Origin of the sequence: Amycolatopsis sp. CA-230715 (genome assembly GCF_018736145.1) — a bacterium.
In the GTDB taxonomy this organism is placed as follows: domain Bacteria; phylum Actinomycetota; class Actinomycetes; order Mycobacteriales; family Pseudonocardiaceae; genus Amycolatopsis.
Map to the genome: position 1 here is coordinate 2,859,642 of NZ_CP059997.1, position 24,908 is coordinate 2,884,549.

Annotated in this window: 29 protein-coding genes and 1 pseudogene; 16 read left to right on the forward strand and 14 right to left on the reverse strand. The window is 68.1% G+C overall.

The features are described from left to right. Nucleotides 1-200 precede the first annotated feature (200 nt). Together HUW46_RS13140 and HUW46_RS13145 are read right to left on the reverse strand one after the other, a co-directional pair. The gene (locus HUW46_RS13140; protein WP_215547537.1) at nt 201-1,400 is read right to left on the reverse strand and encodes a hypothetical protein; all 1,200 of its coding nucleotides are present in this window, start codon (nt 1,398-1,400) and stop codon (nt 201-203) included. A gap of 57 nt (nt 1,401-1,457) precedes the next feature. Continuing rightward, nucleotides 1,458-2,642 (reverse strand): hypothetical protein, encoded by a 1,185-nt coding sequence (locus HUW46_RS13145; protein WP_215547538.1) that lies wholly within the window; start codon nt 2,640-2,642, stop codon nt 1,458-1,460. 214 nt (nt 2,643-2,856) lie between these two features. Between HUW46_RS13145 and HUW46_RS13150 the strand changes: the two genes are divergently transcribed. The 9 genes and pseudogenes from HUW46_RS13150 to HUW46_RS13180 all read left to right on the forward strand — a co-directional run bounded on the left by HUW46_RS13150 (nt 2,857) and on the right by HUW46_RS13180 (nt 7,515). After that, the gene (locus HUW46_RS13150) at nt 2,857-3,102 is read left to right on the forward strand and encodes a hypothetical protein (RefSeq protein WP_215547539.1); all 246 of its coding nucleotides are present in this window, start codon (nt 2,857-2,859) and stop codon (nt 3,100-3,102) included. Nucleotides 3,103-3,210: 108 nt separating this feature from the next. Then, entirely contained in the window at nt 3,211-4,074 is an 864-nt protein-coding gene (locus HUW46_RS13155; protein ID WP_215547540.1) for a hypothetical protein, read from the forward strand. Between the two features lie 42 nt (nt 4,075-4,116). After that, on the forward strand, nt 4,117-4,953 hold the full coding sequence (locus HUW46_RS13160; RefSeq protein WP_215547541.1) for a hypothetical protein: 837 nt from the start codon (nt 4,117-4,119) through the stop codon (nt 4,951-4,953). A gap of 180 nt (nt 4,954-5,133) precedes the next feature. Next, entirely contained in the window at nt 5,134-5,502 is a 369-nt protein-coding gene (locus tag HUW46_RS48315; protein WP_254126137.1) for a DUF6444 domain-containing protein, read from the forward strand. Beyond that, on the forward strand, nt 5,499-5,837 hold the full coding sequence (locus HUW46_RS49040; protein ID WP_442860929.1) for an IS66 family transposase zinc-finger binding domain-containing protein: 339 nt from the start codon (nt 5,499-5,501) through the stop codon (nt 5,835-5,837). The genes HUW46_RS48315 and HUW46_RS49040 overlap by 4 nt, the downstream gene beginning before the upstream one ends. Then, nucleotides 5,725-5,991, forward strand: a complete 267-nt coding sequence (locus tag HUW46_RS13170; protein ID WP_215547542.1) for an IS66 family transposase — start codon at nt 5,725-5,727, stop codon at nt 5,989-5,991. Before HUW46_RS49040 ends, HUW46_RS13170 begins: the two co-directional genes overlap by 113 nt. Further along, nucleotides 5,970-6,029 (forward strand): annotated as a pseudogene (locus HUW46_RS49045) (hypothetical protein); the annotation flags it as partial. The gene HUW46_RS13170 and the pseudogene HUW46_RS49045, both read left to right, overlap by 22 nt. A gap of 3 nt (nt 6,030-6,032) precedes the next feature. After that, nucleotides 6,033-6,212, forward strand: coding sequence for a hypothetical protein (locus tag HUW46_RS48320; protein WP_254126139.1), 180 nt, complete (start codon nt 6,033-6,035; stop codon nt 6,210-6,212). A 55-nt stretch (nt 6,213-6,267) separates the two neighbouring features. Then, a complete protein-coding gene (locus tag HUW46_RS13180) occupies nt 6,268-7,515 on the forward strand; it encodes an HNH endonuclease signature motif containing protein (RefSeq protein ID WP_254126141.1) in 1,248 nt (415 codons plus the stop codon). Nucleotides 7,516-7,713: 198 nt separating this feature from the next. On the opposite strand, the gene HUW46_RS13185 is transcribed toward HUW46_RS13180, so the two are convergent. From HUW46_RS13185 to HUW46_RS13230, 10 genes are all read right to left on the reverse strand, one after another. After that, on the reverse strand, nt 7,714-7,908 hold the full coding sequence (locus HUW46_RS13185) for a DUF397 domain-containing protein (protein ID WP_215547543.1): 195 nt from the start codon (nt 7,906-7,908) through the stop codon (nt 7,714-7,716). An 82-nt stretch (nt 7,909-7,990) separates the two neighbouring features. Continuing rightward, nucleotides 7,991-9,172, reverse strand: a complete 1,182-nt coding sequence (locus HUW46_RS13190) for an ABC transporter ATP-binding protein (RefSeq protein ID WP_215547544.1) — start codon at nt 9,170-9,172, stop codon at nt 7,991-7,993. A gap of 6 nt (nt 9,173-9,178) precedes the next feature. Further along, nucleotides 9,179-10,021 (reverse strand): carbohydrate ABC transporter permease, encoded by an 843-nt coding sequence (locus tag HUW46_RS13195; protein ID WP_215547545.1) that lies wholly within the window; start codon nt 10,019-10,021, stop codon nt 9,179-9,181. Further along, nucleotides 10,021-10,962 carry a carbohydrate ABC transporter permease gene (locus tag HUW46_RS13200; protein WP_305861160.1) on the reverse strand — a complete coding sequence of 314 codons (942 nt, stop codon included), beginning with the start codon at nt 10,960-10,962 and terminating at the stop codon, nt 10,021-10,023. Before HUW46_RS13200 ends, HUW46_RS13195 begins: the two co-directional genes overlap by 1 nt. Before the next feature lie 32 nt (nt 10,963-10,994). After that, a complete protein-coding gene (locus HUW46_RS13205) occupies nt 10,995-12,311 on the reverse strand; it encodes an ABC transporter substrate-binding protein (protein ID WP_215547546.1) in 1,317 nt (438 codons plus the stop codon). A 274-nt stretch (nt 12,312-12,585) separates the two neighbouring features. Then, complete coding sequence (locus HUW46_RS13210; protein ID WP_215549842.1) at nt 12,586-13,125, reverse strand: general stress protein; 540 nt, start codon at nt 13,123-13,125, stop codon at nt 12,586-12,588. A 152-nt stretch (nt 13,126-13,277) separates the two neighbouring features. Then, nucleotides 13,278-13,859: an OmpA family protein gene (locus tag HUW46_RS13215; RefSeq protein ID WP_215547547.1), complete on the reverse strand. Its 582-nt coding sequence runs from the start codon at nt 13,857-13,859 to the stop codon at nt 13,278-13,280. A 289-nt stretch (nt 13,860-14,148) separates the two neighbouring features. Continuing rightward, nucleotides 14,149-15,345: an acyl-CoA dehydrogenase family protein gene (locus HUW46_RS13220; protein ID WP_215547548.1), complete on the reverse strand. Its 1,197-nt coding sequence runs from the start codon at nt 15,343-15,345 to the stop codon at nt 14,149-14,151. Nucleotides 15,346-15,407: 62 nt separating this feature from the next. Further along, on the reverse strand, nt 15,408-16,310 hold the full coding sequence (locus tag HUW46_RS13225) for a hypothetical protein (RefSeq protein ID WP_215547549.1): 903 nt from the start codon (nt 16,308-16,310) through the stop codon (nt 15,408-15,410). After that, the gene (locus tag HUW46_RS13230; protein ID WP_215547550.1) at nt 16,294-17,181 is read right to left on the reverse strand and encodes an SPFH domain-containing protein; all 888 of its coding nucleotides are present in this window, start codon (nt 17,179-17,181) and stop codon (nt 16,294-16,296) included. Before HUW46_RS13230 ends, HUW46_RS13225 begins: the two co-directional genes overlap by 17 nt. Nucleotides 17,182-17,375: 194 nt before the next feature. Here HUW46_RS13230 and HUW46_RS13235 point away from each other — a divergent pair, with 194 nt between their 5' ends. The 7 genes from HUW46_RS13235 (at nt 17,376) to HUW46_RS13265 (ending at nt 22,791) form a co-directional block, all read left to right on the forward strand. After that, nucleotides 17,376-17,579 (forward strand): hypothetical protein, encoded by a 204-nt coding sequence (locus tag HUW46_RS13235; RefSeq protein ID WP_215547551.1) that lies wholly within the window; start codon nt 17,376-17,378, stop codon nt 17,577-17,579. An 83-nt stretch (nt 17,580-17,662) separates the two neighbouring features. Further along, entirely contained in the window at nt 17,663-18,238 is a 576-nt protein-coding gene (locus HUW46_RS13240) for a hypothetical protein (RefSeq protein WP_215547552.1), read from the forward strand. 39 nt (nt 18,239-18,277) lie between these two features. Continuing rightward, nucleotides 18,278-19,165, forward strand: a complete 888-nt coding sequence (locus tag HUW46_RS13245) for an aminoglycoside phosphotransferase family protein (protein ID WP_215547553.1) — start codon at nt 18,278-18,280, stop codon at nt 19,163-19,165. 41 nt (nt 19,166-19,206) lie between these two features. Beyond that, the gene (locus tag HUW46_RS13250) at nt 19,207-19,686 is read left to right on the forward strand and encodes a hypothetical protein (RefSeq protein WP_215547554.1); all 480 of its coding nucleotides are present in this window, start codon (nt 19,207-19,209) and stop codon (nt 19,684-19,686) included. 106 nt (nt 19,687-19,792) lie between these two features. Further along, nucleotides 19,793-21,088, forward strand: coding sequence for a magnesium transporter MgtE N-terminal domain-containing protein (locus HUW46_RS13255; RefSeq protein ID WP_215547555.1), 1,296 nt, complete (start codon nt 19,793-19,795; stop codon nt 21,086-21,088). Further along, complete coding sequence (locus tag HUW46_RS13260; protein WP_215547556.1) at nt 21,081-21,605, forward strand: DUF1003 domain-containing protein; 525 nt, start codon at nt 21,081-21,083, stop codon at nt 21,603-21,605. The genes HUW46_RS13255 and HUW46_RS13260 overlap by 8 nt, the downstream gene beginning before the upstream one ends. A 40-nt stretch (nt 21,606-21,645) precedes the next feature. After that, nucleotides 21,646-22,791: an Mrp/NBP35 family ATP-binding protein gene (locus tag HUW46_RS13265; RefSeq protein ID WP_215547557.1), complete on the forward strand. Its 1,146-nt coding sequence runs from the start codon at nt 21,646-21,648 to the stop codon at nt 22,789-22,791. Between the two features lie 70 nt (nt 22,792-22,861). Here HUW46_RS13265 and tatB read toward each other — a convergent pair whose 3' ends face one another. Beyond that, nucleotides 22,862-23,269, reverse strand: a complete 408-nt coding sequence (gene tatB, locus HUW46_RS13270; RefSeq protein ID WP_215547558.1) for a Sec-independent protein translocase protein TatB — start codon at nt 23,267-23,269, stop codon at nt 22,862-22,864. A 56-nt stretch (nt 23,270-23,325) separates the two neighbouring features. Then, nucleotides 23,326-24,849, reverse strand: coding sequence for a S1C family serine protease (locus HUW46_RS13275; RefSeq protein WP_215547559.1), 1,524 nt, complete (start codon nt 24,847-24,849; stop codon nt 23,326-23,328). Nucleotides 24,850-24,908 lie beyond the last annotated feature (59 nt).

Here is a 24,908-nt window from a genome sequence, read left to right on the forward strand (position 1 = left end):
CCCGGTGAGCGGGCGCCGCATCGCGCCGAAGAATGACGCGCCCCCTAATGGCCCCTCCGGGTGCCTTCAGGGATGGCCGCCGTTGGGCGGCGACGTGCCCCGAAAGTGACCTTCGGGGCGTTCAAGTCCCCGAAAGCCACCTTCAGGGCATCAGGATCGGTCGGCCTCTATAGGAGTTACTTTCGGTGTCGGGAAAGCCGTCATGAGCCCTTGGCGGCGAGCATTCCCCAGGTGTTCTTGAGGTTGTTCGAGCTGAACAGGCCCGCGGCGAGCAGCTTCTTCGTACCGGGCACCGGGGTCATGGCCAGCACCGAACTCTGCTCGGAGTGCGCGGTGCCCTCGGCGGGCAGGTCCTCCTTCTGCCACTCCTCGCCGGTCCACACGGCGAACCGCATGTGCGGCTCTCCGCCGGCCCAGCCCGCCGTCCACAGCCTGCCGTCATTGTCCACTGTGGTCGCATTCGCCTCGGTGAACGGGCTCGCGGGCAGCGAGGCCCACTGCTTGCCGTCCCAGTGCGCGACGAACCCGGGGTCCTGGGTCGGGTCCCACTTGTTCTGCCTGCCCACGGCGTACACGCCGCCCTTCGGGTCCGCGGCGATGCGGTTCGCGATCCAGCCGGTCGGGTAATCCGAGGGCACCGGCACTTCCTGGACTGTCCACACGTGACCGTCCCAGTGGTACAGCAGCGGCGTCGCCTTCTTTCCTTCGGTCACCTCCGCGCTGACCGTGATGTCCTCGGGACCGGAACCCACGATCGTCCACGGCGTCGGCGTCTTCCCTCCTGGCCCCGGCGGCAGCGCGACCTTCTGCCACGCCTTGCCGTCCCACTTCTCCAGCCGGTACTCGTACGAGCTGGTGGACTCCTGGAAGTCGAACCCGGTCAACCACACCGAATTCCCGCCGAAGGCGGCGATGTCGGAAACGAAGGACTGCCAGCCCGGCGCGGGCGTCGGGCGCTCGATCGCCCGCCACGCCTTGCCGTCCCAGTGCTGGACGAGGCTGGCCCCACCGGGGCCCGACGGCGTCGCGCGGTGCGCGCGGACGTCCGCCGCGGCCACCCCGCTCGCCGAACCCGCCGCCCAGACGTCGTCGGGTGCCGCGGCCGCGACCACGTCGAGCCGCGCGGGCCCGGTCACCGGCGCCGGTGCGACATCGGTCCAGGCCTTGCCGTCGTAGTGCGCCAGCGCGATGCCCCCGGCGTCGCTCTTCATGCCGACCGCCCAGGCGTTGTCACCGCCCGTGGCCGCGACGTCGCTGTAGATCCGGTTGACCGCACTGGCGAGCGGCTGTTCGAGCCGCCAGCCGTCGTCCGCGTGCGCCGCCTGTGCGCTCGGACCGAGCACCACACCGCTGACCACTGCCGCGATGACGAGCCGCAACCGGCCCGGTATGCGTTCCATCGATTACCACCCATTTCCCATGAGGACTTTCACCTTTCGATTTCACCGGAAGATCATTCATCCCTTGGAAAGAAGCATTCCCCAATTGCTTCCGCGAGCACCCGTGCCGAACGCGCCCGCGGCGACCAGCTTCCTGGTGCCGGGAACGAGCTTCAGCTCGAACACCGCGGCCGAGTTGGTGCGGGAGGTGCCGTCCTCGGGCAGGTCTTCCAGACGCCATTCCTTGCCGTCGTACACTGCGAACTGGCCGTGCGCACCTTCCGCGGGCCGCCGACCAGCCGCCCAGAGCCTGCCGTCCGCGTCCACGGTGATCGTGTTGACCTCGGAAAACGGGGTGGTCGGCAGCTCCGTCCAAGTCCGGCCGTCCCAGCGGACCACGGAATTCAGGAGTGAACTTTCTTCGGATGGCCTGCGCAGGACGTACACCGCTCCAGCCGGATCGACCGCGAGCCGGTTCGCCGACCAGCCCGCGGGCGCCGGAATCACCTGGACAGTCCACACGCGACCGTCCCAGCGGTACAACAGCGGGACGATCGTCCCGTCGTCCCCGGTCGTCTGTGCGGTGACCGCGGCCCCCTTACCTCCGCTGGCCACGACCCGCAGCGGTTCCGGCGCCTTACCGTTCGGCGCCGGGGGCAGCACCACGCTCTGCCAGTTCTCACCGTCCCAGCGCTCCATCCGGTAACGATGGACCATTGTCGAATACTGGTAGTCGTCACTGACCAGCCACACCGAGTCCCGTCCGATAGTGGCCAGGCTGAAGGAAAAGGACTGCCAGCCCGGCGCCGGTACCGGCCGTGCCACGTTCGTCCACGATTCACCGTCCCAGTGCTGGACGATTTCCGGCTCACCCTCACCTATCGGCTCCCCCGGCGAATGCGGTACCGCTGTCGTCCCCGCGGCCCACACATCATCCGGTGCGTTCGCCGTGGCCAGGTCGAAGCGCGCGCTCTTGGCGACGACCGGCGCGGGCGCAACATCCGTCCACCCCTTGCCGTCGTAGTGCGAGAGCGCTGGTTCCTGCCAGCCCGTGGCTTTGCTCTTGGCACCCACCGCCCAGACATCGGACGCGCCGGTCGCGGCGACGCCGGAATAAGTCAGGTCGACCGCGCTGTCGAGCGGCCGTTCCCAACGCCAGTTCTCATCCTGCCGTGCGCTCGCGGCCTGGGCGCCCAGCCCGATCGCGAGGCCACCGATCGCGACCATCGCGGCCAGCCGTGCGCGGGACGATACGAGTCTCATCTAGTTCCCTCCAGTCGTCAGTACGTCCTGTACGCGCCCTACTACGGGTCGACGACCGAAAAGGTTGCGAGCTGGCGGGAAAAACCGGTTCGGCGGACGAGAACGATCACCACCGCATGACAACGGCGCCTGACCACCGCCGGAAGGGTGACATCGCGATGCGCTTTGGCGATAAGGCGGTCATGAAGATCGGCGCCGCGCTGCTGGTAACGGCGTGTCCCCGTCCACCTCCGCTGGCCCGCTTACCGCGGCCGAAGCGCTTGGCGACTTCGCGACGATCGACTTCCGCAGCCTGCTCGGCGCCACCGGCGCCGAGCCGTCCCTTCCGGGGCGCCACGTCAGCGCCACCCTCGTCGACCTCGGCAGGAACGCCGAACCCGCGGGCAAGGCCGACGACTGTCACGACGCGCTCCCCACCGGCGTCAGCGTCGAGCGGAGCTTCCTCGCAGACAAGCAATAAGGATCACCAACGGATAACGGCCGTGACATTTCGGCCGCGAGCGGCGATAGGACCGCCATGAGGCTTGGCGTGCGCGTCGTCGCCGCATCACTGGGGACTGGGGTTCTGATGATCACGAGCTGTTCGGCGGCACCTCCGCCGCCGCCTGCCGCGGCACCGCCACCGGCGGAACTCACCGCGGCCGCGGCGCTGGGCGACTTCACCACGGTCGACTTCTGCAGCCTGCTCGACCTGCCCCCGCTCACCGGTGGCGCCAAGCCGCGCGAGACCATCCGGAGCTTTTCGACCTGCGTCGTGGCCTTGCCGGACGCGCAAGCCACCACGGTGGGGGTCGGGCCCATCACCAACGATGCCCAACGGGAATCTTGGGAGACGGACTACCCGTTCCCCGGCGCACTGCCGCCCGGTGTGCGAGTGGAACAGACCTCGAAGGAGGACGGACCCGCTTGCACGCGCTATCTCGCCTTTGCCGACAGCGTGCGCCTCACGGTCTCGATCTACGATTCCGACACCGCGGGAAAGCGCTGCGCCAAAGCCGACAAGGCGGTGGCGGGTGCGCTGGCCGCGGTGACCGAGAAGCGCGTCCAGCACGTCGACTACCCCGCGAAGTCCCTGGCCAGGATCGATCCGTGCACGATACTGGCCGGGCGTGAAGCGGACGCCGCGCTGGAAGACGAGTACCCGCCGGGCCCGATCGGCCTCGGCAAGCACAGCTGTACCAAGGCACTGGTCGAGGTGACGTTCCTGTCGGCCCGCACGTTCGACGGTACGGCCACGGTCACTGTCGCGGGTCAGACGCTTTCCCAACTCCGTGACAAATCCTCGTGCAAGCTTCGCGCCGAACGACTCTCGAACGGACGCGGCGAAGCGGTGGTCTTCACCGCGAACGAGGTCGACGCACCCGCCACGGCCGAGAGCTGCGCGCGGGCCGAGAAGGTCGCCGAGTTCGTGCTGCCCAAACTTCCCGCCTAGAAAGGCAAACCGCTGAAATCCGCCACCGCCCTGCTCGCCGTCGTGCTGTTCCTTTCGGCGTGCACCCCATCGAATTCCGCGCCGCCGAAGCCAGCCGGTCCGCTCACCGCGGCCGAGGCGCTCGGCGACCTCGCCACCGTCGACTTCTGCAGCCTGCTCGGCACCGCCGGGACGAACGGTTCCTTCGGCAGCTGCCAGGTCACCGCCGACGGCACCACGACCACCGTCGGCAGCCCCGCCAAGGACACCGAGCCGACCGCCAAACCGTACGACTACCGCGGGCAGCTCCCCGCCGGGGTCACCGTCGAGCAGAGTTCCTTCGACGCCAAGCAGTCCTGCACGCGGTACGTCGTGTTCGCCGACCACGTGCGCCTCATGGTGTCCGCGTTCGACTCGGGTGAGGGCGACGCGAAACCGAACTGTGGCAAGGCGGACGCGGCCGTGGGCGCCGTGCTGACCGCGGCGACCGGCAAGCGCGTCACCCACGTCGCCTATCCCGAAAACTCGCTCGGCCGGATCGACCCGTGCGAGCTGCTGAGCGGTGACGCCGCGGACACCGCGCTGGGAAAGGGTTCGACGCCGAGCGCGTTCACAGTGGACAAGCACAGCTGTCTCCGCTCCGGGGTCAAGGTCTCCTTCGACCGCGGCAAGCCGGAGACGACCGGCACGAAGGTCACCGTGGCGGGCAAGCCCGCCACCGAGTCCAGGATCGCCGCGTTCTGCTTCCTCCGTGTCGAACGCCCAGCCCCTGGCGCCGAAGGGAAGGTCGAGTCGGCGGCGTTCGAAGCCGTCGACACCGCGACCGGCGTCGCGGACGACCGGACCTGCGCCGAGGCGAGGAAGGTCGCCGAGTTCGTCCTGCCGAAGCTCCCTTCCTGAAAGGCAAGCCCGTGAAACCTCGTCGTCGCCGCCCTCGCGTCGATAACGCTATCCTCTTGCGCAGCCGAACTTTTCCCTTACCCGCAGCCTTTTCCATTTGTCCACTTTGGATAATCGACGACAGTTCACCTGGATGGGTAACTATTCAGGTCGAGTGAGGGTCGTGAGTGGCTGTGTGGGATGATCTTTGTTGTGGGGAAGGGTGTTCGTCCGTCGTACGATGAGCTGGCTGCGTTGGTTGCCGCGCAGAAGGTGGAGCTTGATCGTGCGCGTGAGGAGATCACCCAGTTGCGGCGCGAGGTCGCTTCGTTGAAGCGTCGTCTCGGTGCGAATTCGGGTAACTCGTCGATGCCGCCGTCATCGGACCGGTTCAGCAAACCGGCGCCGAAGTCGTTGCGCGGCAAGACTGGTCGCAAACGGGGCAAGCAGCCAGGAGCGCCAGGGGCAAGTCTGTCGTTAGTGGACGATCCGACCATGTTGTCGAGCATGTTCCGTCGTCGTGCGGTGATTGCGGCACGGGGCTGCGCCACTGTGACAAGGTTGGTGTGACGCGTCGGCAGGTGGTGGATCTGCCGGAGGTGCGCCCCTCGGTGACCGAGCATCGGCTGCATCGACTGCGGTGTCGTGGGTGCCGACGCGTGACCGCGGCGGCCGCACCACGGGCCGCGACCGTTACCGCGTGCTACGGGCCGAACGTGACCGCGCTGGCCGCGTATCTGCTGACCTGCCAGCACATCCCGGTCGCCCGCGCCGCCCAGCTGGACGGCGCCGGTGGCGCATTTCGACGAGACCGGGATCCGGGTCGAGGGCAAAACCTGGTGGCTGCACACCGCCTGCAAAACCGCCACGCTGACCGCGTACCTTGCCCACCCGCTGCGCGGTAGCGAGGCGATGGACGAATTCGGGCTCCTGCCGACCTTTCGCGGTGTCGCGGTCCACGACGGCTGGCACCCCTACGACAGCAAGGCGCCACGCATCGCCTGCTCAAACGCTTACGCGACTACCAGCACGACACACTGCGCTTCGCTCGCGACCTGACGGTCCCGTTCACCAACAACCAAGCCGAACGCGACCTCCGCATGATCAAAGCCCAGCTCAAAATCTCCGGCGGCTGGCGCACCCGACACGGCGCACACACCTGGCTCCGCATCCGCGCCTACATCTCCACACTCCGCAAGAACAACATCCACATCCTCACCGAACTCCGCAACGCCATCACCGGAAACCCTTGGCTACCAACAGTCCTCACAACAACCTGAATAGTTACCTGGATGGACCAGTCGAACCTCTGTGCGATCGCGGTAGAATTGTGGCGTGTCCGAGAGCTCTTCCCTTGTACCGCAGCGGGAGCTGTGGCAGCTCGCTGCGCGTGAGAAGGCCGCGCTGCTACGGGAAGAGTTGATGTCCTTGTGGCAGCAGGAATCCCGGTTCTGCCACGTGATCGCGGAACTCGACAATGGCGGCACACGTGAACTCGGATACCCCTCCACCGCCGCGTTGGTGGCGGAGGTAGCGCGGACTTCCTCCGCTGCGGTGCGAAAACTGGTGGCGCGGGCGCTCGCGATCAACCCCAGCCGGGGTATCGATGGCACGGAAATTCCCGCTGCGGCGCCGCTGACCAGAGAAGCCATCGCCGAGGGAGCGATTTCGCCACTGCATGTGGATGGGATCGTGTCGGCACTGCAGGCCATCCCGGACACCGTGCCGGTCGAAGAGCGCGAGAAGACTGAGAAGACTCTGGTCGATCTCGCTCGAAACGCGACCACGGCGGAGGTTGCCGCGGCCGGTCGGCGGTTGCGTGACACCCTTGACCCCGACGGCGCGGAACCCCGCGACATCCCCGAACCCAAGCGTGCTTTCCGGTACCGCCAAGGCAAAGACGGCTCAGTCAAGTTCGAGGGCTATCTCGACCCGGTGTCCGGCGCGAAGACCCTCGCACTGCTTGAGCCGCTGGCCAAGCCCCACAAGGAAGACAACCCGCTGGTGCGCGGTAGAGCCGAGCGCTACGGGGATGCGTTCATGGAGATGGTCAACCTGGCCGCGAGCCATCCGGATGCGCCGAACCACAGCAGCACCCGAGGCGACATCGTCGTCACCATCCCCTTGGAACTGCTCCAAAAGGGACTCGGGCACGCCTGCCTCGACCTGGTCACCGGCATCACCGCGAGCGAAGCCCGCATCCTGGCGTGTGACTGCAAAGTCATCCCCGCCGTACTCGGCACCGACGGACAACCACTGGAATACGGCCGCGCCAAACGAATCGTGACCGAAGGCCTCCGCCTCATGCTCGCCATCCGCGACGGCGGTTGCGCTTTTCCGGGCTGCAACCGAAAGCCCCGACACTGCGACGCACACCACGTCCGAGAATGGTGGAACGGCGGCACCACCGACCTCGGCAACCTCGTCCTCCTCTGCGGACACCACCACCGGCTGTTGCACAACAGCGACTGGAAAGTCCGCATGATCAACGGGATGCCCGAATTCACCCCACCCGAACACGTGGACCCCTGGCGAAGACCAAGATCCAACACCATCCACACCGCACAACCCCGCGCCGCCTGACCGAACCCCCGCCACACGGCGGGCGTCCGGCGGAGCCGCCGTGCCATCCGACCGCGCCACCATGGAAACGACTTGGTGGCCGTGCAATTGTGTCCACAATAGAGCGTCATTTCCCACTACGGCTACCCCAGCTACCGGCCTGAAACGCGAAAAGCCGAGGCCGTTGTGGAAAACGGCCCCGGCTTCGCGTGCTCGGGATCAGCGCATCGTGGCCCGCACGAACGCCGACCAGGCGGACGCGGTCACAGTGAGCTGCCCGCCGACCCTGTCCTTGGTGTCTCGCACGCCAACTTCATGCATGGCGATGGCGACTTCTACGCAGTCGTTCGTGCTTCCGCCGCCCGTGCCGCTGTAACTACTCTTCCGCCACCTCGCGGCGGACTCCTCGATCATGAACTTCCTGCCTTCGCGCGGATGGACTCGGCAACGCTGGCCGGAGCCGCCCCGAAGAACGGCCCCGGCTTTCGCGTCCGAACTATTCCGAGTAGGTCAGGTTCTTTCCCGACGAGGGGTCGAACAGCTTGATCTTGTCGGCGTCGTACCAGAGTTCGACGTCGTGGTTCTCCGCCGTGGACGATTCCGCGGACAGCCGCGCCACGATCTGCGACTCGTCGCCGGGGACGTCCGAGGATCCGCTATCCGCGGCCAGCTCGGCCAGTTCCGAGGAGGTCGCCGCCTCCCCTTCGAGGCTGAAGTGGGCGAACTTCTCCGAGCCCATCGACTCCAGGACGTCCACGCGGGCGGTGAACGTGGCGCCCGCGCCCTTCTGCGCGGCGTCGACCAGTGCGGCGTCCTCGAAGTGCTCCGGCCGGATGCCCGCGATGACGTCCCTCGGCGCGTTCGCGGACTCCACCAGCCTGCGCAGGCGATCGGGCAGTGTCGTGGAGCCGAGCGCGCTGCGCAGCTGGCCGTCTTCCAGCGTCGCCGGGATGAAGTTCATCGACGGCGAGCCGATGAACCCGGCGACGAACAGGTTCGCGGGCTGTTCGTACAGGAACTGCGGCGAACCGATCTGCTGCACGTACCCCGCCCGCAGCACCACGACCCGGTCGCCGAGCGTCATCGCCTCGGTTTGGTCGTGCGTGACGTACAGCGTGGTGGTGCCGAGCTGTTTCTGGATCTTCGACACCGAGGTCCGCATCTGCCCGCGCAGCTTGGCGTCCAGATTGGACAGTGGCTCGTCCATCAGGAACGCCTTGGGGCTGCGCACGATCGCGCGTCCCATCGCGACCCGCTGCCGCTGGCCGCCGGAGAGGTTGGCGGGTTTGCGGTCGAGGTGCTGCGTCAGGTCGAGGATCTGCGCCGCTTCCTCCACTTTGGACTTCACCGTGGCGTCGGCGACCTTGGCCAGCCGGAGCGGGAACGCCATGTTCTCGCGCACGCTCATGTGCGGGTAGAGCGCGTAGGACTGGAACACCATCGCGATGTCCCTGTCCTTCGGCGCTTTTTCGTTCACCCGCTTGCCATCGATGCGCAGCTCACCGGAGGAGATGTCCTCCAGCCCCGCGACCATGTTCAGCGTCGTGGACTTCCCGCAGCCGGACGGGCCGACCAGGATGATGAACTCGCCGTCCGCGATCTCGAGGTTGACCTCGGACACCGCGAGCGCGCCGTCCGGGTACTTCTTGCTCACCTTGTCGAGCACAATTTCAGCCATGGCGCCTCAGCCCTTCACCGCACCGGAGGTCAGCCCCGCGACGATGCGGCGCTGGAAGAACAACACGAACAGGACGATCGGGATCGTGATCACCACGGCGGCCGCGGAGATCGTGCCCGTCGGATCCTCGAACTGCGAGGACCCGGTGAAGAACGACAGCGCCGCGGGCACCGTCCTCGACGCGCTCGTCGAGGTCAGCGAGATCGCGAACAGGAAGTCGTTCCAGCAGAAGATGAACACCAGGATCGCCGTGGTGAACACGCCAGGCGCGGCCAGCGGCGCGATCACCTTGCGGAACGCCTGCGCCGGCGTGGCGCCGTCCATCTTGGCCGCCTTTTCCAGCTCCCACGGGATTTCCCGGAAGAACGCGGACAGCGTGTAGATCGCCAGCGGCAGCGCGAACGTGATGTACGGCAGGATCAGGCCGGGCCAGGTGTCGAACAACCCGAGCGTGCGCTCGATGTTGAACAACGGCGTGACCAGCGAGACCTGCGGGAACATCGCGATCAGCAGCGACAGCCCGACGAGCACCTGCTTGCCGGGGAAGTCGAGCCTGGCGATCGCGTACGCGGCCATCGTGCCGAGCACCACCGCGATCACGGTGGCGATCAGCGCGATGCTGATCGAGTTCACCAGCGCGCGGATGAACTCGTCGGTGGCGAAGATGTCGACGTAGTTCTGGAAGGTCCACGACTTCGGGATGAAGTTCCCGTCCTTCAGCGTTTCCTTCGTTTTGAACGACAGCGACACGATCCACAGCACCGGGACGAGCGCGTACACCACCACGAGGATGTCGATCAGCGTCCACTTGACCTTGCGACCGGTCGTGATCGCTCCACCCATCACCATCAGCGCTTCCCCCCGTCGTCACTGCCGGGCGCGGCGGTCCCGAACAGCTTGATGAAGATGAAGGCGATGATCGCGACCGTGAGGAAGATCAGCACCGCCATCGTCGACCCGATCCCGAGGTTCAACCCCTTGACCAGGTTGTTGTAGGTCTGCATCGACACCGACGACGTATCCTGCGCGCCCTTGGTGAGCACGAAGATGTTGTCGAAGATGCGGAACGCGTCGAGCGTGCGGAACAGCAGCGCCACCAGGATCGCCGGTTTCATCACCGGCACCATGACCTTGGTGAACCGCTGCCACGCGTTCGCCCCGTCCATCGACGCCGCCTTCAGCAGGTCGTCCGGCACCAGCGCGAGGCCCGCCATCAGCAGCAGCGCCATGAACGGCGTGGTCTTCCACACCTCGGCGACCACGATCAGCAGCAGCGACGGGAGCTTTTCGGTCAGCAGAGCCGAATCCGGGGCCAGCAGGTTCGCGAGGTACCCGGTCTTCGGTGTCCACGCGTAGTACCACGAGAACGCGGCGACCACGGTGACGATGCCGTACGGGATCAGCGCGACCGTGCGCACCAGTCCCCTGCCGACGATGGTGCGGTGCATGATCAGCGCGAGCGCCATGCCGAGCACGAATTCGATGGCCACCGACACCACGGTCAGCCCCATCGTGGTGCCGAACGCGGTCCACCAGTAGCCGTTGGACAGCACCGCGGCGTAGTTGTCGAAGCCGATGAACTCCCGCTGCGCCGGGAAGCGCAGGTCGTAGCGCTGCAACGACAGCCACACCGAGTAGATGATCGGCCAGCCGGTGACCGCGAGCATCACGATCGCGGCGGGCGCGCACAGCAGGAGTCCGAGTTTGCGTTCGGCCTTCTTCCCTTCGCTGAGCGCGGGTTTCGCCTTGCGGTGGTGCCCGCCCTGCTGCTGGAGCACCGTCGAGCCCACGACCGTTTCGGCCGGTGAGGGTCCCTGCTGGGTCACGGGATCACCCCCTTCGACTCGAGTGCGTCGTTCAGTTCCTTGCGCAGCCGCTCCGCGGTCTTCGGCGGGTCGATCTCGGACGGCGGCGAGAGCACCTTCGACATCACCGTCGACATGCTCTGGTACGCGGGTGTGAGCGGCCGCAGCGACGCGGTCTTCAGAGCGTCCACAATGGTCGCCCGCATCGGATAGGTGCTGCCCATGCTCGGGTTGTCACTACCGGCTGGCTTGCTCGGGTCGAGCGGCGTGTCGTCGCCGTAGATCGATTCGATGGTCGGCGGCACGCCGTCCTTCAGCGCGGAGAACTTCTGGTTTTCCTTGCTGCGCAAGCAAAGTGCTGCTTCGAACGCCTCCGGCTTGTGCTGCGAGTACGGGCTCACCGCGAAGTCGATCCCGCCGATCGTGGTCTTCGCCGTGTCGCCCGCGTTCACCTCCGGGTACTTCGCCCATTTGAAGTGCGGCAGATCCGCTTTCTTCTCCTTGGCGAAGGAGGGGTAGACGAACGGCCAGTTCAGTTCGAAGGCCGCGTTGCCCTGCTGGAACGCCTGGCGTGTCTCGTCCTCCTGGAACGTGGTGAGCGACGGGTCGGTGATCCCCGACGCGGTCACGTTCTTCAGGATCTCCAGCGCACGCACCGCGCCCTCGTCCATCACCACGGACTTGCCGTCGTCGGAGAGGATGTGCCCGCCCGCCGACTGCACGAGCGTGTTGTAGACGACCACCAGTCCCTCGTACTGGGCACCGGTGAACACGATCTGGTACGGCTTGCCCGCCGCCTTGAGCTGCTTCGACTGGGCGATCATCTCGTCCCAGGTGCCCGGCGGTTTCGGGGTGACCCTGTCGTCGTACCAGAGCAGTTGCACGTTGGTGTTCTTCGGCGCCCCGTACAGCTTGCCGTTCCATTCGGCGGTCTTCAGTGGCGCGGGCAGCACCCCGGCGGACGCGGCCTCCTTGTTCTGGCCCGTCCATTCCTCGGCCCAGCCCGCTTCGGCGAACTCCGGCACCCAGGTGACGTCGAGCCCGAGCACGTCGAGCGATTGGTCGCCGGCGGCGAGCCTGCGCGCCATCTGCAACCGCTGGTCGTCCGAGCCGCGCGGCAGCTTGTTGTAGACGATTTCGTAGCGGCCGTCCGCCTTCTTGTTGCAGTTGTCCACCACGGACTGGAAATTGTCCTCCGGCGCCTGGTAGACGTTGATCTTGAGGCCGCCCGAACTCCCGCACGCGGCGAGCGTCCCGGCGGCGAGCACCCCAGTGCAGAACACGGCGACGGCCCTCGCGGGCGGTCGCCCTCGCCGCGTGATCCCTTTCCCCATCAAGGTCTCCCTTCCCTGCGCGCACGTCCCAGCGAGGAGCCGGAGAGGAACGCGGCGCGGCGGGAAGGACCGCGACCTGCACCCCGACGTGCATGACGCCGGGCTAGCCGCACGCAACAGCACGGGACGCCCGACCGGTGCACTGCAACTTATGCCCGGGGGTCACGGCCCGCAAGCAGGAACCGTAACGATTCAGAGAAGGACGCCATTCTTTGGTGGCGCGGAAAAATCCACCAAGGTAACGGGCGCTGACCCCTACCCGTTCGGGTAGGGGTCAGCTCGTCGAACCGGACGGCCGCATCGCGAGTTTCGCCAGCAGATCGCGGCCCTGTTCGGCGCTGCGCGGCTGGCACAGCACGTCGTACCGGCCGGCCACCAGCTGGCTCGACGACGAAAAGTCGCGGCGGCCCTTCGTGGACGCGTAGCTCGCCGCGCCGAACACGAGCGCGAACAGCATGCCCGCGAGCACGCCGACCAGGATCGGCGCGAAGTTGATGCCGCCGCCGCTGCTGGGGTTGAACATGCTCAGCAGCACGCCGATGAGCAGGCCGAACCAGGCGCCGGACACCGCGGCCGTGCCGAGCACCTTGCCCCACGAGAGCCTGCCGATGACGCGCTCCACCAGCATCAGGTCGACGCCGACGATGGTCACGTCCTGCACCGCGAAGTCGTTGTCCGCGAGGTGCTCCACCGCGCGTTGCGCGTCGGTGTAGTGGTCGTAGGAGCCGATCGGCCACCCCGTCGGCGGCGTCGGGACCCGGGGGACGCCGGCACCTGCGCGCCCGCCGGAGGAGAACGGACCGGTCACGATGATCACCTGCGCTGTCGGAAGAAGAGAAGGGGCGTATCACCCATCCTGCCAACCGGCGGCAGGTCGTGCGAACCCGACCGGGCAAGACTCCCCCGTACGGCGGCGAGGGCCGCCCCGTCGCGGGGCGGCCCTCGCCGTTTTCACCCGGTGCCCGGTCAGGACGCCTTGATCTTCACCGAGGTCGCGGCCTTCTCGTCGCCGACGACGCCCTCGTTGCCGGTACCCTTCGCCGTCACCCGGTCGGCGGGCACCCCATTCGCCGTCATCTCCTTGACCACGGCCTCCGCGCGCTTCTGCGAAACCTCCGTGGCCTTGGCCGCGTCGTCGTAGCCTGCCGACGCGGTGACCTCGAGCTTGGTCCCGGCCGCGCCCGCGGCGGCTTCGGCGGCCTTCTTGACCGTCTCCTTGCCCTGCTCGGTCAGCTCGGTCTTCTCGCGCTCGAAGGTGATCGGAGTCGCGTTCGTCAGCTCGTCGAGCTTCTGCTGCAGCGCCTGCGCGGCGGGCGAGCCGTTCTGGGCGCCGTTCGGGTCGTTCTGCTGCCCGTTCTGGCCATTCTGACCGTTCTGGTCGCCCTGGCCGTTCGACGGCGGCGCCGAGGCCGAACTGCTGCCGTTCCCGTTCCCGCTGCCGGACTGGTTGTTGTCGTCACCGCAACCGGCGAGCCCGGCGATGGCCAGCGCTGCGGCGGCGAGACCGGCGATACCTTTCGCCCGAGTGACGGTGATACCTCGAACCACGGGGTCCTCCTGCCCTGGAAAATGAATTCACAACCGGGGCGCGAACCTAACTCCGTCCGCATCGCGCGGAAACTCGGAAATGCGCGGGTGAAGGTGTGTCGAAGGACCGGAAGCTCACCCGGGGTGAGTTTTCACGCGAACCATCGACAGCACCGCTCTCCCGCTTTCGGGACCTGATCGTGAAAGGACTACCCACAGTGGACGACTCGATTGGCGTTACACCCCCACACGGGGGAAATCACCTGGTCATCAACGCCTGGGTGAGGCAGGACCCGCCGCCGTGCGCGAATCAGCCCCTGCTCTTATAGTCCCGCAGCAGCCCGCGGCTGATGATCGTCTTCTGGATTTCGCTGGTGCCCTCGCCGATCAGCAGGAACGGCGCTTCGCGCATCAGCCGCTCGATCTCGTACTCCTTCGAGTAGCCGTAGCCGCCGTGGATGCGGAACGCCTCCTGGGTCACCTCGGCGCAGTACTCGCTCGCGATCAGCTTGGCCATTCCGGCCTCGACGTCGTTGCGCGCACCGGAATCCTTCAGCCGCGCGGCGTTGACCATCATCAGGTGCGCCGCCTCCACCTTGGTGGCCATTTCGGCGAGCTTGAACGCGATCGCCTGGTGCTCGGCGATCGCCTTGCCGAAGGTCTTGCGCTGCTGCGCGTAGTCGACGGCGAGTTCGAAGGCCCTGATCGCGATCCCGCAGGCGCGCGCGGCGACGTTGACCCTGCCGACCTCGACACCGTCCATCATGTACGAGAAGCCCTTGCCCGGCTGCTCGCCGAGCACCTTGTCGGCGCCGATCTCGAAGCCGTCGAACACCGCTTCCGTGGTGTCGACGCCCTTGTAGCCCATTTTCTCGATCTTGCCGGGAATCGTGAGCCCGGGAGCCACTTCCCCGAAGCCTTCCGGCTTTTCGACCAGGAACGTGGTGAGGTTCTGGTGCGCCTTTTCCGCGCCTTCGTCGGTGCGCACCAGCAACGCGATCAGATTCGAACTGCCGCCGTTGGTGAGCCACATCTTGGCGCCGTCGATGACGTAGCGGTCGCCGTCCTTCTTCGCCTTCGTCTTGATCGCGGCGACGTCGGAGCCGAGATCCGGTTCCGACATGGAAAACGACCCGCGCACCTCCCCAGTGGCCATCGGAGGCAGGAAGTGCTTCTTCTGCGCTTCGGTGCCGTGCCGCGAGATCATGTGCGCCACGATGAAATGCGTGTTGATCACGCCGGACACGCTCATCCAGCCGCGCGCGATCTCTTCGACCACCAGCGCATAGGTCAGCAGCGATTCGCCGAGCCCGCCGTACTCCTCGGGAATGGTGATCCCGAACAGGCCCATCTCCTTCATGCCCTCGACGATGTCCGCCGGGTAGGTGTCGGCGTGCTCCAGCTCCTGCGCGTGCGGGATCACCTCCTTGTCCACGAACGTGCGGACGGTGGCGAGGATCTCCGACTGCACATCGGTGAGACCGGCGGTCTGGGCAAGGCGGGCCATACTTGCTCCTGGGCTGGACGACGAGGTTACCGACGAGTATGACCCGCGCGGGCGAGTTCTGCCTATGAGCCGTTTCTCACGAGGCTGTCGAGAACGGCCTCGAACTCGGCGGGTACCGCGAGCCGCGGCGTCTCACCCGGGGCTCCTTCGGTGAGCCGGGTGAAGCGGCCGTCGCGCCACCAGAACACGTGCGGGCTGATCGGCCCGGTGCCGGTGCGGTACTCGGCGGCCGCGATCTTCGTCATCGCCTCCAGCGACCGGCCGGCGCGCTCGTCCCGCGGCACCGAGTACAGCACCTGGTGCCGGAACGGGACCGCGACCAGCACGCCGTTCGCCGACGGCGCCTCGCCCGTCACCTTCAGCACGAGTTCGGGCAGCACCAGCGCCGAGGACGCGAAGTGCATCGACTCGCTGCACAGCAGGTGGACGCCGTCGAAGTCCCGCCGCTCCCCCGGATCCTCCCGCCGGGCGTTCGCCAGCGCGGCCGCGCGGAGGCGGTGTTCGCCGTGGCGCGCGACCTCGTCACCGCAGTACGTCTTCACGCTGTCCGGGCAGTCCAGCACGAACACCTCGAGCACGTCGGGCAGCGCCTCGCGGGCATAGCCCCAGCCGCCGGTGCCCGGCAGCGCCGTCCGGTCGTACAGCCCGAAGTACGTGCGCGGCAACAGTTCCTCGGTCGGCGCGCGGAAGTCGTCGGGGCCCGCCATCGCGCTCAGCATCCTGGCGACGTGCGCGTCCACGAGCGTGCCCCAGCGCGGTTCCGGGATGGCCCGCGCGGTCAGGACGCGCGCGATGCCGCCGAGCCCGAACTTCGCGCCGTCGGCGTCCTCGATGTGCCCGGGGAAGACGGTGACCCGGCGCCCCTGCCTGGCCAGCGCCTCGCGCACGAGCGCCCGCACCCGGCCAGCCTGGCGCACGGTGAGCATCGGCAACGCCGCGTCACGGCGTTCACCCGACCCGGCCATCCTCGACAACCCCGTTCCTCTCCGCTGTTTCCTCGTCCACCGGCAGGTCCGCCGGTGCGTTATCGGGGATATCGTCACTCACCCGTTCGGGCTGGGCAACGGAATAGCCCGGTTCCCCGCTGCGGGTGTGGTGATCGAGGAAGCGCAGCAGCTCCACCGGGAACGGCAGCACGAGCGTCGAGTTCTTCTCCGAAGCCACCTGCACGACCGTCTCCAGCAGGCGCAGCTGCAACGCGGCCGGGGTGTCGGCCATCGCGGCGGCGGCCTGCGCCAGCTTGTGCGAGGCCTGCAGCTCGCCGTCCGCCGAGATCACCCTGGCTCTGCGCTCGCGTTCGGCCTCGGCCTGCCGCGACATGGACCGCTTCATCGTCTCCGGCAGCGCCACGTCCTTGATCTCGACCCGGTCGATCTGGACGCCCCAGCCCAGCGCGGGGCTGTCGATCATCAGCTCGAGGCCCTGGTTGAGCCGCTCGCGGTTGGACAGCAGATCGTCGAGATCGCTCTTCCCGATGATGGACCGCAGGCTGGTCTGCGCGACCTGTCCGACCGCGAACCGGTAATCCTGCACATTGACCGCGGCGGTCACCGGATCGATCACCCTGAAGTACACCACCGCGTCGACGCGCACCGTCACGTTGTCCCTGGTGATGCCGTCCTGCGCGGGCACCGGCAGCGTGATCACCTGCATGTTCACCCGTTGCAGCCGGTCGACGAACGGCACGAGCGCGACCAGGCCCGCGTCCCGCACCTTCGGCCGCACCCGGCCGAAGCGGAACACCAGCCCGCGTTCGAACTGCCGGACCACGCGCATGCTCGACGCGAGGCCGACCGCCCCGGCCGCGAGCACCCCGGAAATGATTTCGAGCACCATGACGGCTCCCGATCTCGCAGGCCCCCTGCCCGTCCGATTCTACGCCCGGCCTGGGGATTCGATATGGCGTCGAAGGCGCCGATGCCGTGTGCCCCGATCGGGGCAGCCGCGCAGAACGCGTGCCACAACGCGACCCGGAACTGTCAGACTGATGAGGCAGAGTGGTCAGAAGAACGCAGAAGGGGTGTGCGGACATGACCGCGTTGGCCGAGAACCCGGCGGGCGACGTCACCTGGGCTGACGCCGCCGACCTGCGCGCTGCGGTTGAGAACGCCCTGGCCAGGGCCGAATGCTCGTTTGACGAGCTGGCGGCCCAAGCACATCGGGGGCAGTTCACCTCGATGCGAGCACGATTGGCGTGGCTAGCGATCGGCGATCTCCACGGGGCGGACCTCTGACTCGCAGGTTCGCCCTCGAACGGGAGTCCCACGGATTCAGCGTCGAACTGGGCGAGTTGCTGAACAGCACCGTGTGCACAGGCGTGAAGATCAAATCGGTGGCCTCGGACCACACGCGGCAGCGAACCGTCGTCGGATACGGAATCACCAAACGGGAGCAGGATCTGCGCCAGGCGATACCGTTGACCTTGGGCAAGAAGGCACCCCGGTTCTTCCTCGGCCTGCACTTCCGGCTGACACCCGATCACGTCCACGAGCACCTGATGGTCGAGAGCTCCGTGTTCACCGTGTCGCTTACCGAAGATCCGTCGAGACCGCTGTTCCACTACGACTACGAGCGCGATAAAGGGGACGGCTACCCGGAAGCTCACCTTCAGATCTGCGCGTCGTCACCGGACTGGGACCAAGCCGGGATACGGCTGGACGGCTCGGGACGCCTGCTGGAAAAGCTCCATCTGCCCGTCGGTGGCCGCCGGTTCCGCCCGGCTGTGGAGGACATCATTGAGTTCCTGGTTTGCGAGCAGCTAGCCGAAGGACGTCCTGGCTGGCGCACGGCAGTCGAGGAAGGACGACAGCGCTTCCAAGAAAAGCAGCTGCGCGCTGCGGTCAGAAAGCATCCCGATGTCGCTCGGGCTGCACTGGAGGAGAGCCACCGGTAACAGCGTGAGCGTCGCCGATTCCCCTGGCAGAGTGGAGGGGTGCAGATACCGCCGATCCCCGCCGCCTTCGTCGAAGAGATCGCCGAACGCGAAGGGGACGAGGGCCGCGCCTGGCTCGCTCAGCTTCCCGCCGAAGTCGAGCGCTGCTTCGAGCACTGGAAGCTCCGCCCCGACGGCGACCCGATGCACGGCTACACCGCCGTCGTCTACCCCGCGGTAGCCGTCGACGGCACTCCTGCCGTGGTGAAACTCCCTTGGCAGGACGACGAAACCCGCGACGAGCGCCTCGCTTTGTCCACATGGGACGGTGCGGGTTCGGTGCTGCTGCTCGATCACGACGACACCGGCGCGCTGCTGCTCGAACGGCTCGACCACGCGCGTTCGCTGGACGGGGAACCGATCGGCCCCGCGGTCGAGATCGCGGGCGGGCTGCTGCGCGGGCTCGCCGTCGAAGCGCCGCCGTTGTCGCGCTCGCTGGCGGCCGAGGCCGAACGGTGGGCGGCCGAACTGCCGGAACTGTGGCGGGAGCTGGACGAGCCGCTGCCCCGCCGCATGCTGGACGCGACGCTCGACGTGTGCCGCAACCTCGGGCCCGAAGCGGGCACGCTCCTGGTCAACGAGGATCCGCACTACCTGAACGTACTGGCGGGCACTCGCGAACCGTGGCTCGTGATCGACCCGAAGCCGCTCACCGGCGACGTCGAGTTCGGCGTGATCCCCTTGCTGTGGAACAGGTTCGCCGAGTCCACACTGGACGAACGGTTCGCCGCGGTGGTGTCGGCGGCGAACCTCGACCGCGACCGCGCGCTCGCCTGGACACTGGTGCGCGCGGTGGTGAACTGGCTGGACCTCGTCGACGACGAGGACGACGACTTCCCCTGCCCGGAGGTCGTCCGGATCGCCGAATGGGCGGCACCGGGGGTGTGAAACCGCACGTGCCCGAGCGCGGTTCCTGTCATCATGGCGAAATGACCGAAAACCCGGTGAACAGGATCGCGACCGGCTACGGGCGCTTCTACGCCCCGATCGCGGTGTGCCTGTTCGCGTTCCTGTTCTTCCCGCTCTACGACACGGTGGTCGTGCGCGAAGAAGGAGTGGAGTTCACCTCCACCTACGGCACGGTGTTCGACATGGCGACGAACAGCGGCGGCGCGCCCGCGATGATCGGCATCCTGCTGCTCGCCGCCCTCCTCGCGATGCTGGCCGTCGCCGCGGTCCGCGGCGCCGTGCCCCCGCTGCTGGTGACGATGGCGGTCGTGTCGACGCTGATGGCGGTGCTCGTGCTCACCAAGGTCGGGACCGGCACCCCCGCCCCGCCGATCACCGACGCGGGCAAGGCGGGTGTCGCGCTGCTGATCGCCACGGCGGTGCTCACCGCCGTCCACGCGGTGCACTTTTCGGCCCTGCGAAGGCGAAACACCGCCGCACCCGATTCCGAACCGCGCTGATCGTCCACAGTGGAGGGCGCCGGGCGGCTGACAGCGCGCGAGGAGCCATCGCGGGTGTGAGATCCGCGACCCAGCGGGGGCGCCCGGCAGCCGATAACCTGGCGCCATGGCCGCCGTGAACAGGGTTTTCGCCGCTCAGCTCGCGGGACTGCCGGTGTTCGGCCCCGACGGGGAGTCGATCGGCAAGGTGCGCGATCTCGTCGCGGGGCTCCGGCTCGACGCGCAGCCGCCGCGCATCCTCGGTGTCGTCGTCGAGCTGACCACCCGGCGCCGGGTTTTCGTGCCCATGCTGCGCGTCACCTCGATCGAGCCCAACGCCGTCACGATGGCCACCGGCTCGATCAACATGCGCCACTTCCACCAGCGCCCCAACGAAGTGCTCGTGGTCGGCCAGCTGCTGGACGCGCACGCGTTCCTCGCCGACACGACCACGCGCGTCACCGTCGTCGACGCGGCGATGGAGCCGACCAGGACGCGCGACTGGGTACTCGCGAAGCTCGCCATCCGCGAGCGCAGCACGCGGCTCGGGCTCGGCCGCCGCCGCTCGTCGCTGCAGGTGGTGCCGTGGGGCGAGGTGTCGGGGCTCGGGCTCACCGATCTTTCCGGGCAGCCGCAGGGCGCCGGGCAGCTGCTGGTGTTGTTCGACACCATGCGCGCCGTCGACGTGGCGGCGACCCTGCGCGATCTCCCGCTCAAACGCCGCCACGAGGTCGCCGACGCGATGGACGACGAACGCCTCGCCGACGTCATCGAGGAACTGCCCGAGGACGACCAGAAGGAGCTGCTCTCCTACCTGCCGGAGGAACGCGGCGCGGACGTGCTCGAAGCGATGAACCCCGATGACGCCGCGGACCTGCTCGCCGAGCTGACCCCGGCCGACCAGAGCCGCCTGCTGGAGCTGATGGAGCCGGAGGAATCGGCGCCGGTGCGGCGACTGCTCGCGTATTCGTCGGACACCGCGGGCGGGCTGATGACCCCGGAGCCGGTGGTGCTGGCGCCGGACGCGACGGTCGCCGAAGCGCTCGCCAGGATCCGCAACGCCGAGCTGCCCGCCGCGCTCGCCAGCATGGTGTTCGTGTGCCGCCCGCCGACCGAGACCCCGACCGGCCGGTACGTCGGCTGCGTCCACTTCCAGCGCCTGCTGCGGGAACCGCCCGCGGAACTCGTGGCGAGCGCCGTCGACACCGATCTCCCGGCCTTGCGGCCGACCACCTCGCTGGCCGAGGTCACCCGCTACTTCGCCGCGTACAACCTCGCCTGCGGTCCCGTCGTGGACTCCGGCGACCACCTGCTGGGCGCGGTCACCGTCGACGACGTGCTCGACCACCTGCTGCCGGAGGACTGGCGCGAAACCGGCCTGCACGACGTGGCAGGCGAACGGGAGGGCGAAATCCATGCCTGAACTGCTGCCGCGCCGCCACCTCGACCAGCCCGGCCGCCAGCGCAGGCTCGCGCTCAGCCTCGACCCCGACGCGTTCGGCCGGTTCACCGAACGCGTCGCGCGGTTCCTCGGCACCGGGAAGTACCTGTTCTGGCAGACCCTGATCGTGATCGTCTGGATCGCGCTGAACCTGGCCGCGGTGTCGCTGCAGTGGGACCCGTACCCGTTCATCCTGCTGAACCTGGCGTTCTCCACCCAGGCCGCCTACGCGGCGCCGCTGATCCTGCTGGCCCAGAACCGGCAGGACGACCGCGACCGGGTCTCGCTCGACGAGGACCGCGCCCGCGCGGCGCAGACGAAGGCGGACACCGAATACCTGGCACGGGAAATCGCGTCGCTGCGGATCGCCGTCGGCGAGGTCGCCACCCGCGACTACCTCCGCGGTGAGCTGGACAAGCTGCGCGAGGACCTCAACGTCAACGCGAACCGGCGGAAGTCCAAGAGCAGGGCCGACCAGAGCGGCACTACCCATCCGTAACATGGAGGACGAAGCAGTCCCTCAGCGAAGGCCGGTACCCGTGACCAGCACACAGCAGATCCCGTCGGCAGAAGACGTCCGCACCGCGCTGGCGGGCGTCTACGACCCGGAGATCAAGAAACCGATCACCGACCTCGGCATGGTCAAGGACGTCGCGATCGGCGAAGACGGCGTGGTCACCGTCGGCATCTACCTCACCGTGGCCGGCTGCCCGCTGAAGGCGACGATCACCAAGGACACCACCGAGGCCGTCAGCAAGCTCGACGGCGTGCGCGACGTGCGCGTCGAGCTGGACGTGATGAGCGACGAGCAGCGCACCGAGCTGCGGAAGTCCCTGCGCGGGGACGCGAAGGAGCCGGTGATCCCGTTCGCCCAGCCCGGTTCCCTGACCAGGGTGTACTGCGTGGCCTCCGGCAAGGGCGGGGTCGGCAAGTCGAGCGTGACGGTGAACCTCGCGGTCGCGATGGCCCAGCGCGGGCTTTCCGTCGGCGTGGTCGACGCCGACATCTACGGCCACTCGGTGCCGCGCATGCTCGGCGCGAGCGAGAAGCCGACCAAGGTCGACACCATGATCATGCCGCCGCAGTCGCACGGCGTGAAGGTCATCTCGATCGGCATGTTCACGCCGGGCAACACGCCCGTGGTGTGGCGGGGGCCGATGCTGCACCGCGCGCTGCAGCAGTTCCTCGCGGACGTGTTCTGGGGCGATCTCGACGTGCTGCTGCTCGACCTGCCGCCCGGCACCGGCGACATCGCGATCTCGGTGGCGCAGCTCATCCCGAACGCCGAGATCCTGGTGGTGACCACCCCGCAGCAGGCGGCGGCCGAGGTCGCCGAGCGCGCGGGCGCGATCTCGGTGCAGACGCGGCAGCGGCTCGCGGGCGTGATCGAGAACATGTCGTGGCTCGAAACCCCGGACGGCACGCGCATGGAGATCTTCGGCTCCGGCGGCGGCCAGCAGGTCGCGGACTCGCTGACGAAGACCACCGGGGCGACGGTGCCGCTGCTCGGCCAGGTGCCGCTCGACCCGAAGCTGCGCGAGCAGGGCGACGCGGGCAAGCCGATCGTGCTCACCGAACCGGACTCCGCCGCGTCGAAGGTCCTCAAGGAGGCCGCCGAAAAGCTCTCCGTGCGGGCGCGGGGCCTCGCCGGAATGATGCTGAACGTGACCCCCGCGGGCCGCTGACGTACGCCCCTAAAGTGGCCTTCGGGGCGTTGGATGCCCCGAACGTCACTTCGGGGCGTCGGTGAAGAGGTCAGGTGGCGTCCGGGTCGACCGGAGGTTTTTCGCCTGGCTTCAGGGGTTCGGCTTGCGGGGTGCTCGAGGCGGGGAAGCCGTTCGGCTTGGCGCCCGCCCCGTTCGTGTAGCCGTTTTCCTTGATCCCCAACGGATCCGTGTCACCGTCGAAGAGGTGCTGGGTGACCGCGCGCTTCGGGTCGAAGTTCCGCAGGCCGCGCAGGTCCTCCAGGGGCTTGCGCAGCTCGTCGAAGTCCGAGCCCATCTCGTCCCGCAGCTGCTGGCGCGCGCCGGTGGCGAAATCGCGGACCTTGCGCATGCTCTTCGCGACCCACGAAGCGGCCTCGGGCAGCCGTTCGGGGCCGAGAACGAACAACGCGACGACGATGAGCACGAGGATCTCGCCCCAGCCAACGCTCTCGAACACCCGCGTACCTCCGCCTAGACCCGCCGACACCGTAGCGTCCCGGCAAGAATACCCCGTTAATCGCTGCCCAAGGTGACGTCAACGGTGAGCTGACGGCCGTCGCGGACGACCTGCACCGGCACCACTTCGCCGACGGCGTGGCTGCGCACGGCCACGGTCAGCTCCGCGGCGGTGCGGACCATCCGGTCGCCGATCTTGGTGATCACGTCGCCTTCGGCGATCCCGGCCTGCTGCGCGGGGCTGCCCGGCGGCACGTTCTGCACGCGCGCGCCCTCGGAGCTGTTCGCCGACACCGACGCCGCGTTCACCCCGATGTCGGCGTGCTTGACCGAGCCGCTCTTGATCAGCGTCTCCGCGATCTTGACCGCGTCGTCCGACGGGATCGCGAACCCGATGCCGATGCTGCCGCCCTGCCCGCCGGGACCGGCGTCGGTGCGGATCGAGGTGTTGATGCCGATCAGCGCGCCGGTGGAGTCGACGAGCGCGCCGCCGGAGTTGCCGCGGTTGATCGGCGCGTCGGTCTGGATCGCGTCGTAGGTCATCGGCGGGTCACCGTTCTCGCCCTGCGCGGTGACCGGGCGGTGCAGCGCGCTCACAATGCCCGAGGTGACCGTGTTCTCCAGGCCGAGCGGCGAGCCGACGGCGATCACCGAATCGCCCGGCTGCAGGTTCGCCGACTTACCGACCTGGACCACGGTCGGGTTCGCGACGTTGACCTTGATCACCGCGAGATCGGACTTGGGGTCCGTCCCGACGACCTTCGCCTCGAGGCGGGACCCGTCCAGGAACACCGTGGTGATCTTGGCTTTGCCGTCGCTCACCGCGAGCGAGACGACGTGGTTGTTGGTGAGCACGTAGCCCTTCGGGTCGATCAGCACGCCCGAACCGGACACCCCGGACTGGCCGGAGACGACCTCGATCGACACGACCGCGGGCGAGACCCGCTTCGCGATGTCCGCCACCGAGCCGGGCGCACGTTCCTTGCCCGCGTCGGACTCGGCGATCGTGGCCGACCCGGTGAGCGAGTTCGCCTGGTCGGTGAGCCACCAGCCGACGAGGCCGCCGACCGCGCCGACGAGCAGGGCGATCACGCCGAGCAGGCCGAGCGCGACCGGCTTCACCCTGCGCCCGAACAGCACCTCGGGCAGCGACAGCATCGCGCTCTTCGGCCTGCTCTCTGCCTCTTCGCGCGGCTCCTCGGTGTGCACGGCGGGACCGGCGAGCACGGCACCGGCGCCGGGATCGCGCCACGGGTCACCCGGCCCCGTCCACAGCGGTTTCTCGCCGCCGCGCCCGTTCCCGTTCGGGCCGGTGTAGTCGCTGGGGCGCTGCAGCACGATGCCCTCGGCGCCGGGCGGGCGCGAGAAGGCTTCGGCGAGCGATTCCGGCGGCGGCTGCGGCTGCTTCGGGCCGGCACCGTTCTTGGCGCCGGGGGCGTACAACGTGTCGAAGGCGCCGTCCACGCCGCGCGGCCTGCCGAACGTCGCGGCCTCGGCCGGGTCCACCGGCGGGCTCACGACCGGGCGCGGCGCGAGCCTCGGCTCCCCCGGTGCGTGCTTCGGATCGTGCTCGCTCATCATTCCCCGTGCTGCGGCCTGTGCGGTTGCTCGGCGTGACGATACGCCAAACGTCGTCGGCT

What these genes read in the sequence shown, in the direction of transcription:
- HUW46_RS13140 (WP_215547537.1), bottom strand. Translation starts at nt 1,400, where the DNA reads ATGGAACGCATACCGGGCCGGTTGCGGCTCGTCATCGCGGCAGTGGTC.
- HUW46_RS13145 (WP_215547538.1), bottom strand. Translation starts at nt 2,642, where the DNA reads ATGAGACTCGTATCGTCCCGCGCACGGCTGGCCGCGATGGTCGCGATC.
- HUW46_RS13155 (WP_215547540.1), top strand. Translation starts at nt 3,211, where the DNA reads ATGATCACGAGCTGTTCGGCGGCACCTCCGCCGCCGCCTGCCGCGGCA.
- HUW46_RS48315 (WP_254126137.1), top strand. Translation starts at nt 5,134, where the DNA reads ATGATCTTTGTTGTGGGGAAGGGTGTTCGTCCGTCGTACGATGAGCTG.
- HUW46_RS48320 (WP_254126139.1), top strand. Translation starts at nt 6,033, where the DNA reads ATGATCAAAGCCCAGCTCAAAATCTCCGGCGGCTGGCGCACCCGACAC.
- HUW46_RS13185 (WP_215547543.1), bottom strand. Translation starts at nt 7,908, where the DNA reads ATGATCGAGGAGTCCGCCGCGAGGTGGCGGAAGAGTAGTTACAGCGGC.
- HUW46_RS13190 (WP_215547544.1), bottom strand. Translation starts at nt 9,172, where the DNA reads ATGGCTGAAATTGTGCTCGACAAGGTGAGCAAGAAGTACCCGGACGGC.
- HUW46_RS13195 (WP_215547545.1), bottom strand. Translation starts at nt 10,021, where the DNA reads ATGGTGATGGGTGGAGCGATCACGACCGGTCGCAAGGTCAAGTGGACG.
- HUW46_RS13205 (WP_215547546.1), bottom strand. Translation starts at nt 12,311, where the DNA reads ATGGGGAAAGGGATCACGCGGCGAGGGCGACCGCCCGCGAGGGCCGTC.
- HUW46_RS13220 (WP_215547548.1), bottom strand. Translation starts at nt 15,345, where the DNA reads ATGGCCCGCCTTGCCCAGACCGCCGGTCTCACCGATGTGCAGTCGGAG.
- HUW46_RS13225 (WP_215547549.1), bottom strand. Translation starts at nt 16,310, where the DNA reads ATGGCCGGGTCGGGTGAACGCCGTGACGCGGCGTTGCCGATGCTCACC.
- HUW46_RS13230 (WP_215547550.1), bottom strand. Translation starts at nt 17,181, where the DNA reads ATGGTGCTCGAAATCATTTCCGGGGTGCTCGCGGCCGGGGCGGTCGGC.
- HUW46_RS13235 (WP_215547551.1), top strand. Translation starts at nt 17,376, where the DNA reads ATGACCGCGTTGGCCGAGAACCCGGCGGGCGACGTCACCTGGGCTGAC.
- HUW46_RS13250 (WP_215547554.1), top strand. Translation starts at nt 19,207, where the DNA reads ATGACCGAAAACCCGGTGAACAGGATCGCGACCGGCTACGGGCGCTTC.
- HUW46_RS13255 (WP_215547555.1), top strand. Translation starts at nt 19,793, where the DNA reads ATGGCCGCCGTGAACAGGGTTTTCGCCGCTCAGCTCGCGGGACTGCCG.
- HUW46_RS13260 (WP_215547556.1), top strand. Translation starts at nt 21,081, where the DNA reads ATGCCTGAACTGCTGCCGCGCCGCCACCTCGACCAGCCCGGCCGCCAG.
- HUW46_RS13275 (WP_215547559.1), bottom strand. Translation starts at nt 24,849, where the DNA reads ATGATGAGCGAGCACGATCCGAAGCACGCACCGGGGGAGCCGAGGCTC.